This is a genomic window from Pseudomonas izuensis, from assembly GCF_009861505.1.
Classification (GTDB): Bacteria; Pseudomonadota; Gammaproteobacteria; order Pseudomonadales; family Pseudomonadaceae; genus Aquipseudomonas; species Aquipseudomonas izuensis.
This window is the reverse complement of the sequence record NZ_WTFT01000009.1, coordinates 266,234-280,433: the sequence shown is the minus strand read 5'-3', so window position 1 is coordinate 280,433 and position 14,200 is coordinate 266,234. Positions and strand designations below refer to the sequence as shown.

At 60.5% G+C, this 14,200-nt stretch carries 11 protein-coding genes; 8 read left to right on the top strand and 3 right to left on the bottom strand.

Going from position 1 to position 14,200, the window contains the following annotated elements; all coding sequences use genetic code 11:
* Nucleotides 1-62: 62 nt before the first annotated feature.
* Entirely contained in the window at nucleotides 63-1,055 is a 993-nt protein-coding gene (locus GPL81_RS10040; RefSeq protein ID WP_160106605.1) for a 2-hydroxyacid dehydrogenase, read from the bottom strand.
* A gap of 178 nt (nucleotides 1,056-1,233) precedes the next feature.
* Entirely contained in the window at nucleotides 1,234-3,987 is a 2,754-nt protein-coding gene (locus GPL81_RS10035; RefSeq protein ID WP_160106604.1) for a response regulator, read from the bottom strand.
* Nucleotides 3,988-4,202: 215 nt separating this feature from the next.
* Between GPL81_RS10035 and GPL81_RS10030 the strand changes: the two genes are divergently transcribed.
* The 8 genes from GPL81_RS10030 to GPL81_RS09995 all read left to right on the top strand — a co-directional run bounded on the left by GPL81_RS10030 (nucleotide 4,203) and on the right by GPL81_RS09995 (nucleotide 13,800).
* Nucleotides 4,203-4,922, top strand: a complete 720-nt coding sequence (locus tag GPL81_RS10030; protein ID WP_160106603.1) for a response regulator transcription factor — start codon at nucleotides 4,203-4,205, stop codon at nucleotides 4,920-4,922.
* Nucleotides 4,912-6,333: a sensor histidine kinase gene (locus GPL81_RS10025; RefSeq protein ID WP_160106602.1), complete on the top strand. Its 1,422-nt coding sequence runs from the start codon at nucleotides 4,912-4,914 to the stop codon at nucleotides 6,331-6,333. The genes GPL81_RS10030 and GPL81_RS10025 overlap by 11 nt, the downstream gene beginning before the upstream one ends.
* Nucleotides 6,334-6,514: 181 nt before the next feature.
* On the top strand, nucleotides 6,515-7,537 hold the full coding sequence (locus tag GPL81_RS10020; RefSeq protein ID WP_160106630.1) for a PDDEXK nuclease domain-containing protein: 1,023 nt from the start codon (nucleotides 6,515-6,517) through the stop codon (nucleotides 7,535-7,537).
* 108 nt (nucleotides 7,538-7,645) lie between these two features.
* Nucleotides 7,646-8,548 (top strand): cysteine synthase CysM, encoded by a 903-nt coding sequence (gene cysM / locus GPL81_RS10015; RefSeq protein WP_160106601.1) that lies wholly within the window; start codon nucleotides 7,646-7,648, stop codon nucleotides 8,546-8,548.
* Nucleotides 8,548-9,900, top strand: a complete 1,353-nt coding sequence (gene rlmD, locus GPL81_RS10010; RefSeq protein WP_160106600.1) for a 23S rRNA (uracil(1939)-C(5))-methyltransferase RlmD — start codon at nucleotides 8,548-8,550, stop codon at nucleotides 9,898-9,900. The genes cysM and rlmD overlap by 1 nt, the downstream gene beginning before the upstream one ends.
* 123 nt (nucleotides 9,901-10,023) lie before the next feature.
* Entirely contained in the window at nucleotides 10,024-12,267 is a 2,244-nt protein-coding gene (gene relA / locus GPL81_RS10005; protein WP_160106599.1) for a GTP diphosphokinase, read from the top strand.
* A 128-nt stretch (nucleotides 12,268-12,395) separates the two neighbouring features.
* Nucleotides 12,396-13,229, top strand: coding sequence for a nucleoside triphosphate pyrophosphohydrolase (mazG, locus tag GPL81_RS10000; RefSeq protein WP_160106598.1), 834 nt, complete (start codon nucleotides 12,396-12,398; stop codon nucleotides 13,227-13,229).
* A 28-nt stretch (nucleotides 13,230-13,257) separates the two neighbouring features.
* Nucleotides 13,258-13,800, top strand: a complete 543-nt coding sequence (locus tag GPL81_RS09995) for a DUF2058 domain-containing protein (protein ID WP_096509498.1) — start codon at nucleotides 13,258-13,260, stop codon at nucleotides 13,798-13,800.
* A 70-nt stretch (nucleotides 13,801-13,870) separates the two neighbouring features.
* Here the strand turns inward: GPL81_RS09995 and GPL81_RS09990 are convergent, their stop codons facing one another.
* A complete protein-coding gene (locus GPL81_RS09990) occupies nucleotides 13,871-14,059 on the bottom strand; it encodes a hypothetical protein (RefSeq protein WP_160106597.1) in 189 nt (62 codons plus the stop codon).
* Nucleotides 14,060-14,200 lie beyond the last annotated feature (141 nt).

Genomic DNA, 14,200 nt, shown 5'->3' with positions numbered 1-14,200 from the left:
GCGCGATATGCTAGCACGGGCATACGCGCAGCATGGCGCGGGCAGATGACCTTCGATCAGGTTCAGTCGCCCTCGACACGATTTTCGGGTATGCCGGCCATCCAGGCGGCAATGTTTTGTAAAGTAACGGTGGCAATCGCCCCAAGGGCTTCGCGGGTCAGGAAGGCCTGGTGTGCAGTGACGATCACGTTGGGGAAGGTCAGCAGTCGCGCCAGTACATCGTCCTGCAAGGGCAAGTCGGAACGGTCCTCGAAGAACAACTGCGCCTCCTCTTCGTACACGTCCAGCCCCAGATAACCCAGGCGGCCCTCCTTCAATGCGTCGATCAGCGCAGGCGTGTCCACCAGGCCGCCGCGGCCGGTGTTGATCAGCATCGCGCCCGGTTGCATGTGCGCCAGCGATTCGCGGTTGATCAAATGCTTGCTCTGTTCGTTGAGCGGGCAATGCAGGCTGATGATCTGCGATTCGGCCAGCAGTTGCGGCAAGCTCAGGTAACGGGCTCCCAAGGCTTCGACCTGCGGGTTGGGATACGGGTCGTAGGCCAGCAGTTGGCAGCCGAAGCCATTCATGATTTTGGCGAAGGTCGCGCCGATCTGCCCGGTGCCGACCACGCCGACGGTCTTGCCTGCCAAGTCGAAACCGGTCAGCCCGTGCAGGCTGAAATCGCCTTCGCGGGTACGGTTGTAGGCGCGGTGCAAACGGCGGTTCAGCGCCAGGATCAGCGCCACCGCGTGCTCGGCCACGGCATGGGGCGAATAGGCCGGTACGCGCACAATCGCCATTCCCAGGCGTTTCGCCGCTGCCAGGTCGACATGGTTGTAACCGGCCGAGCGTAGGGCGATCAGGCGTGTGCCGCCGGCAGCCAGGCATTCGAGCACCGGGGCGCTGAGGTCATCATTGATGAAGGCGCAGACCACCTCGTGATGCTCGGCCAGCGCCGCCGTATCGAGGCTCAGTCGCGCTGCTTGAAAGTGCAATTCGATACCGGCCGGCTGGTCGGCGGCGAGGAAACTGTCGCGGTCGTAGGTCTGGCTGCTGAAAAGAATCGTGCGCATGCGGTCCTCCTGGAAAACTCACGTTTTGCTGCCTACCCCGATCCTGTAGGAGCTGGCTTGCCAGCGAAGGCGGCCTCAAATTTTGCGTTGTTCTCAAGGTTGCCTTCGCTGGCAAGCCAGCTCCTACAAGGGGTGCGGTTAGTTTAGCGTTTAGGATTCACAGTCCAATTGCGCTGCGTCAGGCATTGATCCGCGCCTGGGCGGCCAGGCGGTTGATCGCGCGGTCTAGCTCCTCGAGCGCGCCGAAGGCCTTCGGGTCCTTTTGCTTGAGCAGGGTTTCGCTGCGCTGGCAGGCCGCGCGCAGTTGCGGTACGCCGCAATAACGGGTGGCGCCATGCAGGCGGTGAACCCGTTCGATCAGGGCATTGTGGTCGTGGCTTTCCTGCGCCTGGCGGATTGCTTCGCGGTCTGCTTCCAGCGATGCCAGCAGCATGGCGAGCATGTCCGCGGCCAGATCGGCCTTGCCGGCGGCCAGGCGCAAACCTTCTTCGTGATCCAGTACCTGCAGCTCGTAGGCGCCGCCGTGGCTGTCGCCGGAGCGATCCGGGCTCTGGTTGCGCAGCGCCAGGCCACTCCACTTCAACACCACTTGCGCCAGTTGCCGCTCGCTGATCGGTTTGGTCAGGTAGTCGTCCATGCCGCTTTGCAGCAGCGCACGTTTCTCGTTGGCCATGGCGTGGGCGGTGAGGGCGACGATCGGCAGCGGCGTGCAATGCCGCTCGCTTTCCCACTGGCGGATTGCCTCGGTGCTCTGGCGTCCGTCCATGCCGGGCATCTGCACGTCCATCAGCACCAGATCGAACGTCTCGACCTGAACGGCCCTGACGGCGGCGTATCCGCTTTCCACCGCCAGCACTTTGGCCCCCATGTCTTCGAGCAGGGTCTGCACCAGCAGCAGGTTGGCCGGGTTGTCGTCGACGCACAGCACTTTCGGCGCACGGCTGGAGACCGGTTCACCGGGTTCGCTGCGGGTCTGGCGCGGGTTGACCAGATCGGACAGCGCCCGCCGCAGCTTGCGGGTGCAGGCCGGTTTGGCCTGGAGCTGACTGTGAGGGTTGGGCACCGAGAGGTGGAACAGCGTCTGCTCCGTGGTCGGGCACAGCACCAGCACTTTGCAGCCCAGGTGTTCGAGGTCCCAGATGTACTGGTTGAGGCGCTCCGGCGGCATGTCGTTGCTGGTGACACCCAGTACCGCCAGGTCGATCGCCTGATCAGTCTGATGAGCCACAGTCACGCCATTGGTCAGGCTTTCCAGGTTGGTGAACGGGGTGACGGCCAGACCGCAGTCTTCCAGTTGGTGCTGTAGCGCCTGGCGGGCCAGCTCGTGATTTTCCAGCACCGCCACGCGACGACCGGACAGCGGCGGGCCGGGCAGGTCTTCGGCGTCGTCGCGGGTTTTCGGCAGGCTCAGGCTGATCCAGAATTCCGAACCTTCGCCCGGCGTACTGTCGACGCCGATTTCACCGCCCATTTGTTCGATCAACCGCTTGGAAATCACCAGCCCCAGGCCCGTGCCACCAGGTTGCCGGGACAGCGAGTTGTCGGCCTGACTGAACGCTTGGAACAGCGCGCGCACGTCCTGGTTCGACAAGCCGATGCCGGTGTCCTGAATGCTGATGCGCAGTTGCACGCTGTCTTCGTTTTCATCTTCCAGCATGGCGCGGGCAACGATGGTGCCTTCGCGGGTGAACTTGATCGCGTTGCTGACCAGGTTGGTGAGGATCTGTTTGAGCCGCAACGGATCGCCCACCAGCGACAGCGGCGTGTCGCGGTAAACCAGGCTCACCAGCTCCAACTGCTTGGCGTGGGCGGCGGGGGCGAGGATGGTCAGCGTGTCCTGCAGCAGGTCGCGCAGGTTGAACGGAATATGGTCCAGCACCAGTTTGCCGGCCTCGATTTTCGAGAAGTCGAGAATTTCATTGATGATCCCCAACAGGCTGTCGGCGGATTTTTCGATGGTGCCCAGGTAGTCGAGCTGGCGCGGGGTCAGCTCGCTTTTTTGCAGCAGGTGGGTAAAACCGAGAATGCCGTTGAGCGGCGTGCGGATTTCATGGCTCATGTTGGCGAGGAACTCGGACTTGATCCGGCTCGCCTCCAGGGCTTCCTTGCGCGCCAGATCGAGCTCGATGTTCTGGATCTCGATGGTTTCCAGGTTCTGGCGCACGTCTTCGGTGGCCTGGTCGATGCTGTGCTGCAATTCTTCCTGGGCGTTCTGCAGGGTGCCGGCCATGCGGTTGATGCCGGACGCCAGCTCATCCAGCTCCTGGCTGCCGAGGGGCGGCAGGCGGGTTTCCAGATGACCGTCCTTGAGCTGGGCCACGGCTTGCTTGATCTGGCTCAAGGGTCGATTGATCGTGCGCCCCATGCGCAATGCCAACAGCGCCGCTCCCCCGAGGCCCGCAGCGATCATCATCAGGCTGGCAAACAGGCTGCGGTAGCCGCGTAGCAGCATGCCGTTGTGGGACAGTTCGAGTTCGACCCAGCCCAGCAGGCGGTCGGCTTCATCGGGAATCACGTCACCGGCCAGGTTGCGATGTTTGCCGAACACGGGCAGCAAATAACGTGTCGCATCGCTGCCACTGCGGCGCAACATCTGCGAACCATCGCCCATGGGCGCCTGATTGAGCATGATAGGACCGGCATGGGCCAGCGGCGTGCGGTCAGGCGCGAGAAAGGTCACGGCACGCACGTCCGGTTGTTCCAGGGATTCGGTGGCAATCCGTTCCAGCAGTTCGGTGTTCTTGTGGCCCATGGCCGGTGCCACCAGCGGCGCCAGTTGCTCGGCGATCATCTCGCCGCGCTGCATGAGTTGGGCTTGCAGGTCGGATTGCTGCATCCAGGTAAAATAGCCCCCCAGCACCAATGCCATCAGGCTGGTTGGCAACAGGGTCAGCAACAGCACGCGGCCTTTAATTCCCAGGTTCTTGAGCACGCCTCTCTCCCGCATCCAGCTATTTATAGACCCGCACGTGCGTCCGGCACGCGTCACCTGGGCAGTGTAGCGATTTGCAGGCGGTCAATCCTCGTAAAATTGACGTCGTCATTCATCGGTCGGCTCGGCACTTTTGAGTGCGAGGCAAAGCCGTGGGTTGCCCTGTGCGGCGCAATCTTGAATAATTATCAACTGAGAATTATTTGCAGATACTCATGACTCCCATCACGTCCGGCCATCCCCGTATCCTCTCCATCGAAGACGACCTCGTACTCGGTGCCTATGTTCACGAGCATCTGGGCCGTAGCGGCTTTCAGGTGACCTGGTGTCAGAACGGCCGGGAAGGACTGGACGCTGCACTTCAGCAACCTTTCGACGTGGTGCTGATGGACATTCTGCTCCCCGGCCTGGACGGGCTCTCGGTGCTGACTCAACTGCGCCAGAGTCATTCCACGCCGGTGTTGCTGATGTCGGCGCTGGGTGCCGAGGCGGATCGCGTCAGCGGTTTTCGCCTGGGGGCCGATGACTACCTGCCCAAGCCTTTCAGCATGATCGAGTTGCGGGTGCGCATCGAAGCGATACTGCGCCGGGTTGCACTGGACCGTCGTCCGACACAGACGGCCGTTGCCCCGGTGGCGGACAGCCTGCGTTTCGACGATGGACTGTTCGAGGTGTTCTACGGCGAACTCGCTGCTGGCCTGACCCGCAGCGAGTACCGGTTGCTGGAAACCCTGAATCGCAACGGCGATGAAGTGTTGAGCAAAGCCTTCCTTTATCAGCATGTGCTGCAACGGGGCTACGCGGCCCATGACCGCAGCCTGGACATGCATATCAGCCAGATCCGTCGCAAGCTCAAGGCCGTCGGCTACACCGAACGCGAAGTGCGCACGGTGTGGGGCAAGGGCTACATCCTGAGTGCCGGCGATGAAATGTAAGTTGCCGGGGCGGCACTCGCTGTTCTGGAAGCTGGCCTGCCTGCTGGTGGCGTTCTGTCTGCTGATGATCTGGTTGAGCTGGTCCTGGGGCCGGTACATGGAAGAGCGCAACCAGTTCCTGTCGGATGAGGCTCGCGGCACCCTGACACGCTATGCCGCCGAAGCCGACCGGGCATGGCGGCAACGCCAGCGCGACGGCGTCGATCGCTGGTTGCAAAGCATGCAGCAGCGCGAAAAGAGTTGGGTCGGTGTCATCGGCGGGGATTTGCAATCCTTGAGCAGCCAACCGCTGACGGAAAAGGAAATCGAGCACCTGACCTTCCTGCGCGGCCTGGATTGGCCCATTCACAAGAAAGGCCGGCCCTGGATGCGCGTGCCGTTTCCCCGCGACCCCTCTGCCGGCAGCCTGGTGATCGAACTGCCCGAACGTTTTATACCCGGGCGCTATCAAGTGTTCTGGCGCGTGATTACTAATGGGGTCATTCCAGGGCTGTTCACTTTATTGTTGTGCGTTGGGCTGTACCGCGTACTGGTCGTGCCGCTCAATCACCTGCGTGCGCAAGCCAATGCCTGGCGCGCCGATCAATTGAATGTCCGGTTGTCGAGTCGCACCACCAATCGTTCCGATGAATTGGGCGAACTGGGCAGGGCGTTCGATCACATGGCTGAACGCCTGCAAAGTACCGTGACCTTGCAGCAGCAATTGCTGCGCGACCTGTCCCATGAATTGCGCACGCCACTGAGTCGCCTGCGGGTTGCCAGTGAAAGCGAGCAGGATCTGGAGCCATTGCGCGAGCGCATCGGCCGTGAGGTCGACGGCATGCAGCGGCTGGTGGAAGACACCCTGCAACTGGCCTGGCTCGACACCGAACGCACCCGCTTGCCCGACGAAGCGATCCAGGTCCAGGCACTGTGGGAGATGCTCACGGAAAACGCCTGCTATGAAAGCTGCTGGCCGGGCGGGCAATTGCAGTGCTCGGTGGACTCATCCTGCTGGGTGCGCGGGCATCTCAATACGCTGGCTCAGGCGTTGGAAAACATGCTGCGCAATGCGATTCGCCATTCCCCTGAGGGCGGTGTGGTCACGCTAGGTGGGCGACGTGATGGCAAGTATTGGCATCTGTGGCTGGAGGATCAGGGTGGTGGTGTGGCGGAAGCGGATCTGGAACGGATCTTCTTGCCCTTCACCCGCCTCGACGGTTCGCGACCGGGGGATGGCGGGTTTGGGTTGGGGTTGAGTATTGCCAGGAATGCGGTGCAGCGGCAGGGTGGGAGGCTTTGGGCGCAGAACACTGGGGCGGGGTTGCGGATGAATATGCGGTTGGTTGCCAATGATGGTGGTGTATTTGACGGCGCCTTCGCGAGCAAGCCCGCTCCCACAGTGGATATGTGTCGACCACAAATCATCTGATCATCTCGGGATCCTGTGGGAGCGGGCTTGCTCGCGAAGAGGCCTCCCAACAACAAGCACTGTGAATTTGCCAGAGCGTTCCCGAGATTCTGTACGACTTTTCCCAAAGGGTATCACCGGTCATTTCAAGCGTCCTTGGCGGTTTAAGCTCACGCTTTTACTCATGTTCAAGGAGTCATGCATGACCGTATCTCAGGTGCCCGGCAGTACAACCGACGACCGCTTCAATGAAGTGCTTGCCCTGATTCAAAGTGCCAGGCGACAGGCTCTGCAGGCGGTCAATACTCAACTGATCGAGTTGTACTGGCAGGTTGGGGCTTATATCAGCCGCAAGCTGGAGAAAGCCGAATGGGGTGATTCCGTGGTTGGTCAATTGGCCGAGCATTTGGCTCAGACTCAACCGGGGCTACGTGGTTTTACTCGGTCGAACCTGTTCCGCATGCGCCAGTTTTATGAGACCTACCGCACCGAGTTAAAAGTCGCACCACTGGCGCGACAATTATCCTGGTCACACAATTTGATCATCTTCGGCCAATGCAAACGACCGGAAGAGCGCGAATTTTATCTGCGAATGGCCGTTCAGGAGAAATGGTCGAAGCGCGAGCTGGAGCGCCAGTTCAAAGCTGCGCTGTTTGAACGCAGTGTGACCCAGCCGGCCAAAGCCTCTGCAGTTCTGAAACAAACCCACCCCTCAGCACTCGAGATATTCCGCGACGCCTACATGGTCGAGTTTCTCGACCTGCCCGGCGTCCACGCCGAAACTGATCTGCATCAGGGCTTGTTGGCGCGTCTCAAGGAGTTTTTGAGCGAACTGGGCCGCGATTTCTGCTTTGTCGGCTCCCAATACCCGGTTCAAGTCGGCGGGCGTGATTTTGCGCTGGATTTGCTGTTCTTTCATCGGGGTCTCAACTGCCTGGTGGCCATCGAGCTCAAGGTCGGGCGTTTCGAGCCGGAGTATCTGGGTAAGTTGGGCTTCTATCTGGAAGCCCTGGATCGCGAAGTACGTAAACCTCATGAAAACCCTGCAATCGGTGTATTGCTTTGTGCCAGCAAGGATGACGAGGTCGTCGAGTACGCCCTTAACCGCAGCCTGTCACCAGCGCTGATCGCGGAGTATCAGGTCCAACTGCCGGACAAACAGTTGTTGCAGGCCAAGCTGCATGAGTTCTATGCCTTGAATGTCGCACAAACAGAAGAGGGCTGAATCAGCCGCTTATTCCCATAAACCATAAGCACCATACTTTGCGTGATATGGCCTTCCAAGGTTTGCCGGTATGATAGTCGCCCCCGCAGTCTGGATTGCGAATACGCCATGACCTTGCAGTACCCAACCATCGCCGATTGCGTCGGCAACACTCCGCTGGTCCGTTTGCAGCGCCTGCCCGGCGAAACCAGCAATACCCTTTTGCTCAAGCTCGAAGGGAATAACCCGGCGGGTTCGGTCAAGGACCGTCCGGCGCTGTCGATGATCACTCGCGCCGAGTTGCGCGGGCAGATTCACGCCGGCGATACGCTGATCGAAGCGACTTCGGGTAATACCGGGATCGCGCTGGCCATGGCCGCCGCGATCAAGGGTTACAAGATGATCCTGATCATGCCGGACAACTCCAGTGCCGAACGCAAGGCCGCCATGACCGCCTACGGTGCCGAGCTGATTCTGGTCACCCAGGAGCAAGGCATGGAAGGCGCCCGTGACCTTGCCCAGCGCATGGAAGCGGAAGGTCGCGGCAAGGTGCTGGACCAGTTCGCCAACGGTGATAACCCCGAGGCGCACTACACCGGCACGGGCCCGGAAATCTGGCGCCAGACCGAAGGCAGCATCACCCATTTCGTCAGCTCCATGGGCACCACCGGCACCATCATGGGCGTCTCGCGCTACTTGAAAGAGCAGAACGAGAATGTGCAGATCATCGGTCTGCAGCCCATGGAAGGTTCGGCCATTCCGGGTATCCGTCGCTGGCCCCAGGAATACCTGCCGAAGATCTACCAGGCTGATCGCGTTGACCGCATCGTCGACATGGCCCAAAGCGAAGCCGAGGACGTGACCCGTCGTCTGGCCCGCGAGGAAGGTATCTTCTGCGGCGTGTCGTCGGGTGGTGCCGTGGCAGCCATGCTGCGTCTGTCCAAAGAAGTTGAAAACGCGGTGATCGTCGCGATCATCTGCGACCGTGGCGACCGTTACCTGTCGACCGGCATTTTCGACGCGCCCAACTGATGGCCAAGCATGAGAGAGGCCTGCGCTTCCAGCCCGCGGGCGGCAGCAAGGCCCCGCAAGTCCCGACCGGCAAAAAGCAGCGCCTGACCATCGAGCGCCTGGCCAACGACGGTCGCGGTATCGCGTTTTTCGAAGGTCGCACCTGGTTCGTCATCGGCGCATTGGCCGGTGAGGAAGTCGAGGCGCGGGTGCTCGGTGCCCACGGTAAAGTGGTCGAGGCGCGTACCGAGCGGGTGTTCAAAGCCAGCGAACTGCGCCGCCCGGCGCCGTGCGCCCATGCCGGCCGCTGCGGCGGTTGCAGCGTGCAACATCTGCCTCACAGTGAACAGCTCGCCCTGAAACAGCGCATGCTCGCCGAGCAATTGTCCAGGGTCGCCGGCGTCGAGCCCGAAGAATGGGCCGCGCCTTTGAGCGGTCCGGAATTCGCTTACCGCCGTCGCGCCCGGGTGGCGGTGCGCTGGGACATGAAGGCGAAGAATCTCGAAGTCGGTTTCCGCGCCGCCGGCAGCCAGGATATCGTCGCTATCGATGAATGCCTGGTGCTGGTACAGCCCTTGCAACCGATCATGACCCGCTTGCCGGAGATGTTGCGGCGCTTGAGCAAACCCCAGGCACTCGGGCATGTGGAGTTGTTCAGCGGTTCATCGCTAGCGGTTTTGCTGCGGCACATGGCGCCGCTGTCCGAGGCCGACCTGACGATCCTCAAGGATTTCTGCGCGTTCCATGAAGCCCAGTTGTGGCTGCATGGCGACGGTGAACCACAACCGGTCGAGGCCGGTCAATCCTTGGGCTATCGTTTGGAACAGTGGAACCTGGAGTTGGCGTATCGGCCCGGGGATTTCGTCCAGGTCAACGCCGGGGTCAACGAAGCCATGGTGGCCCAGGCTCTGGAATGGTTGAAGCCGACGGCGGATGAGCGAGTGCTCGATCTGTTCTGCGGCCTGGGTAACTTTGCCTTGCCGTTGGCCCAGGCCGTTCGCGAAGTGGTGGCGGTGGAAGGTGTGCAGGTGATGGTCGAGCGGGCAGCCGCGAACGCTGTCAGCAACAATCTGAATAATGCGCAGTTTTTTCAGGCCGATTTATCCCAGCCTCTGGCTGATGCCGAATGGGCGCGCGAAGGCTTTTCTGCGGTACTCTTGGACCCACCGCGTGACGGTGCTTTCGAGGTGGTGCGCAAGCTCAAGTCCCTGGGCGCCGAACGGTTGGTGTATGTGTCGTGCAACCCGGCAACTCTGGCGCGCGACACGGTCGAATTGATCAAGCAGGGCTACCGGTTAAAACGTGCCGGGATTCTCGATATGTTTCCTCAAACGGCACATGTCGAGGCCATGGCGTTATTTGAAGCGAGCTAGGAAGGCTCGTCTGGTCCGACTGGCCCGCCCGTGCAGCCGCGCACCAGCCCGACGTGGGCTCATGGGCAACGAAGGTCAGCGATTCTGACGCATTGAATCTGCGTCGTAGGGAAGGTAAGCAAGATGGTACAGGTGAGAGCACACCAGCCGATCAACACCGACGGCAGTATCAATCTCGAGGCATGGCTCGATCATGCGGTCAGTGTCGATCTGGCACTGGATCGCGAAGCCTTGAAGGAAGCCTGCGAGTACGCTCGCGAGGCTGAGCAACAAGCCAATGCGGCAAAGAATTTGTGGTCAGAAGGCAACTCGAGTTTCCGCACCGGCCTTGAAATCGCCGAGATTCTCGCCGACCTCAAGCTGGATCAGGATTCGCTGGTCGCGGCGGTCCTGTACCGCGGCGTGCGCGAAGGCCAGATTCCGTTGCCGGCGGTCAGTCAGCGCTTTGGTCCCGTGGTGGCCAAGCTCATTGACGGCGTGCAGCGCATGGCGGCGATCAGCGACAGCCTGAGCCCGCGCAAATCCATGGTGATGGGCACCCAGGGCCAGGTGGAAAACCTGCGCAAGATGCTGGTGGCCATGGTCGACGACGTTCGCGTCGCCCTGATCAAACTGGCCGAACGCACCTGCGCAATTCGTGCGGTGAAAACCGCCGATGACGAAAAACGCAACCGCGTGGCCCGCGAAGTGTTCGACATCTACGCGCCATTGGCCCATCGCCTGGGTATCGGTCATATCAAGTGGGAACTGGAGGATTTGTCCTTCCGTTACCTGGAGCCGGACCAGTACAAGCAGATCGCCAAATTGCTCCACGAGCGGCGACTGGATCGCGAGCGCTTCATCAGCGACGTGATGAGCCAGCTGAAAAACGAGTTGCAGGCCACCGGCGTCGACGCCGACATCAGCGGCCGGGCCAAACACATCTATTCGATCTGGCGCAAAATGCAGCGCAAGGGTCTGGAGTTCAGCCAGATCTACGACGTGCGTGCCGTTCGCGTGCTGGTGCCGGAAATGCGCGACTGCTACACCGCGCTCGGCATCGTCCACACCTTGTGGCGACACATCCCGAAAGAGTTCGACGACTACATCGCCAACCCCAAGGAAAACGGCTACCGCTCGCTGCACACCGCGGTGATCGGGCCCGAGGGCAAGGTGCTGGAAGTGCAGATCCGTACGCACTCGATGCACGAGGAAGCCGAACTCGGCGTTTGTGCGCACTGGCGCTACAAGGGCACCGACGTCAAGTCCGGCTCCAATCACTACGAAGAGAAGATTTCCTGGCTGCGTCAGGTCCTCGAATGGCACGAAGAGCTGGGCGATATCGGTGGCCTGGCGGAACAGCTACGGGTCGATATCGAACCTGATCGCGTCTACATCTTCACCCCGGACGGTCATGCCATCGACCTGCCGAAGGGCGCGACGCCGCTGGATTTCGCCTACCGCGTGCACACCGAAATCGGTCACAACTGCCGCGGCGCCAAGATCAACGGGCGCATCGTGCCGCTCAACTACAGCCTGCAAACCGGTGAACAGGTCGAGATCATCACCAGCAAGCACGGCACCCCGAGCCGCGACTGGCTGAACCCGAACCTGGGTTACGTCACCACCTCGCGGGCACGGGCGAAGATTGTTCACTGGTTCAAGTTGCAGGCGCGCGATCAGAACGTCGCCGCCGGTAAAACCCTGCTTGAACGTGAACTCAATCGCCTCGGCCTGCCGGCGGTGGATTTCGACAAGCTGGCCGACAAGGCCAACATGAAAACCGCCGAGGACATGTTTGCCGCGCTCGGTGCCGGCGACTTGCGCCTGGCGCAACTGGTCAACCTGGCGCAGCAACTGGTCGAGCCGGAACGCGGCAATGAACAGCTGGAACTGATTCCGCGCAAGGCCACTGGCTACAAACCGGGCAAGCGCGGCGACATCCAGATCCAGGGCGTCGGCAACCTGATGACCCAGATGGCGGGCTGCTGCCAGCCGCTGCCGGGGGATGCGATCGTCGGTTACATCACCCAGGGTCGCGGCGTGAGTATTCACCGTCAGGACTGCGCCTCGGTGCTGCAATTGGGCGGCCGTGAGCCGGAGCGGATCATCCAGGTCAGCTGGGGGCCAGTGCCGGTGCTCACCTATCCGGTGGACATCGTCATTCGTGCCTACGACCGTTCGGGGCTGTTGCGTGACGTTTCCCAGGTGCTGCTCAACGAGCGGATCAACGTGCTGGCGGTCAACACCCGCTCGAACAAGGAGGACAACACGGCGCTGATGTCCCTGACCATCGAGATTCCGGGGCTGGATGCACTGGGGCGGTTGCTGGGACGGATTTCCCAATTGCCGAACATCATCGAAACGCGGCGTAACCGAACGCCCTGAAATATACGCAACGGATGCTGATGCAACCGGAACCTGTGGGAGCAAAGCTTGCTCGCGATAGCGATTTACCTGACACACCGCCATCGCGAGCAAGCATTGCTCCTACAGGTCATCAAGCGAGATGATTGATGTACAGCCTTGAAGATTTATTGCACCTGATGAACCGCCTGCGCGACCCGCAGTACGGTTGCCCGTGGGACATCAAACAAACCTACGCGACCATCGTCCCGCACACCCTTGAGGAAGCCTACGAAGTCGCCGATGCCATCGAGCGCGGTGACTTCGATCACTTGCAGGGTGAGCTGGGCGATCTGCTGTTCCAGGTGGTTTATTACAGCCAGTTGGCCCGGGAAGAAGGGCGCTTCGAATTCGATGGCGTGGTCGACAGCATCACCCGCAAGCTGATCCGTCGTCATCCCCATGTATTCCCCACCGGTGATCTGTATGCGCCGCTGGATGTCCCGCGTCTGACTGAAGAGCAGGTCAAGCAGCGTTGGGAAGAGATCAAGGCCGAAGAGCGCGCGGAGAAGTCCGACGCCCCGCAACAACTGTCCTTGCTCGATGACATCCCCGCGACATTGCCCGCGTTGTCCCGTTCGGCCAAGTTGCAAAAGCGCGCAGGGCAGGTCGGTTTCGACTGGCCCGATGCCTTGCCCGTGCTGGACAAGGTCCGTGAAGAACTCGATGAAATACTCGAAGCGATGGCCGACAACGACCCGGCGGCGATTGCCGATGAAGTCGGCGACCTGCTGTTTTCCGTGGTCAACCTGGCGCGCCATCTCAAGGTCGACCCGGAAACCGCACTGCGTGGCGCCAACAGCAAGTTCGAACGACGCTTCCGTTTTATCGAACAGGCATTGCGCGACACCCACCGTCCCATGGAAGATTGCACCCTCGAAGAGTTGGACGCCTTATGGGGCGAAGCCAAACGTCAGGAAAAGAATGTGCCCAGCTGCGGTTGAGCAGTTGCCTAAGTGAGTAATAAGCACCATGAGCATTTCCCTTCGCGACCAGTTGCTCAAAGCAGGGCTGGTCAACCAGAAGCAGGCCAAGCAGGTCAGCAAAGACAAGCAGAAACAACAACGCCTGGCCCACAAGGGCCAGATCGAACTCGATGATTCCCAGCAGCGTGCAGCCCAGGAAGCCATGGCCGAGAAGGTCAAGCGCGATCAGGAACTCAACCGCCAGCAGCAGGAAAAAGCCGAGGCCAAGGCCCGTGTCGCGCAGATCAAGCAATTGATCGAAGCCACGCGCTTGCCGAAGTTGACGACCGAGGACTACTACAACTTCGTCGACGACAAGAAGGTCAAGCGCCTCTCGGTGAACACGCTGATGCGCAACCAGCTCAGCAACGGTTTGCTGGCCATCGTGCACCATGCCGGCGGTTACGAAGTCATCCCGCGGGAAGCAGCCCTGAAGATCCAGGAACGCGATCCGCAGCGCATCGTGCAGATGAACGTCAAGACTGAAGAAGTCGCTGCCGAAGACGATCCGTACGCGGCTTATCAGATCCCTGATGATTTGATGTGGTGATTGACTGAAGACTGCAACAACGACAAACCCCGCTCATGGCGGGGTTTGTCGTTTTCAATGCTGTCATTGTTTATGCGGAGCGACGTTCCCGTTGCTGCTCCTGTGCTTCCAGTTCGGCCTTGTAGTTGTGGGCGTCTTTCTCTGAATGGAACATCCCGACCAGCAGGTCTTGTTGGTACACATCCCAGATCCGGATACCGGCGGCTACGCCTTCATGGGATTTATGTGAATCGTCGCGTTCAGTTACTTTTACAGTCATCTGCTAGCTCCAATCTCTGTTATCTGCAGCAAGGCATGTGCAGGACTCTTTTATAGATTTTGTTAGCCTGCTAAGTAAATGCTAAGGATTGGAAAGGGTTTTTTACAAAAATGGAAACAGTCCTGCAGCCCGCGAAATCCG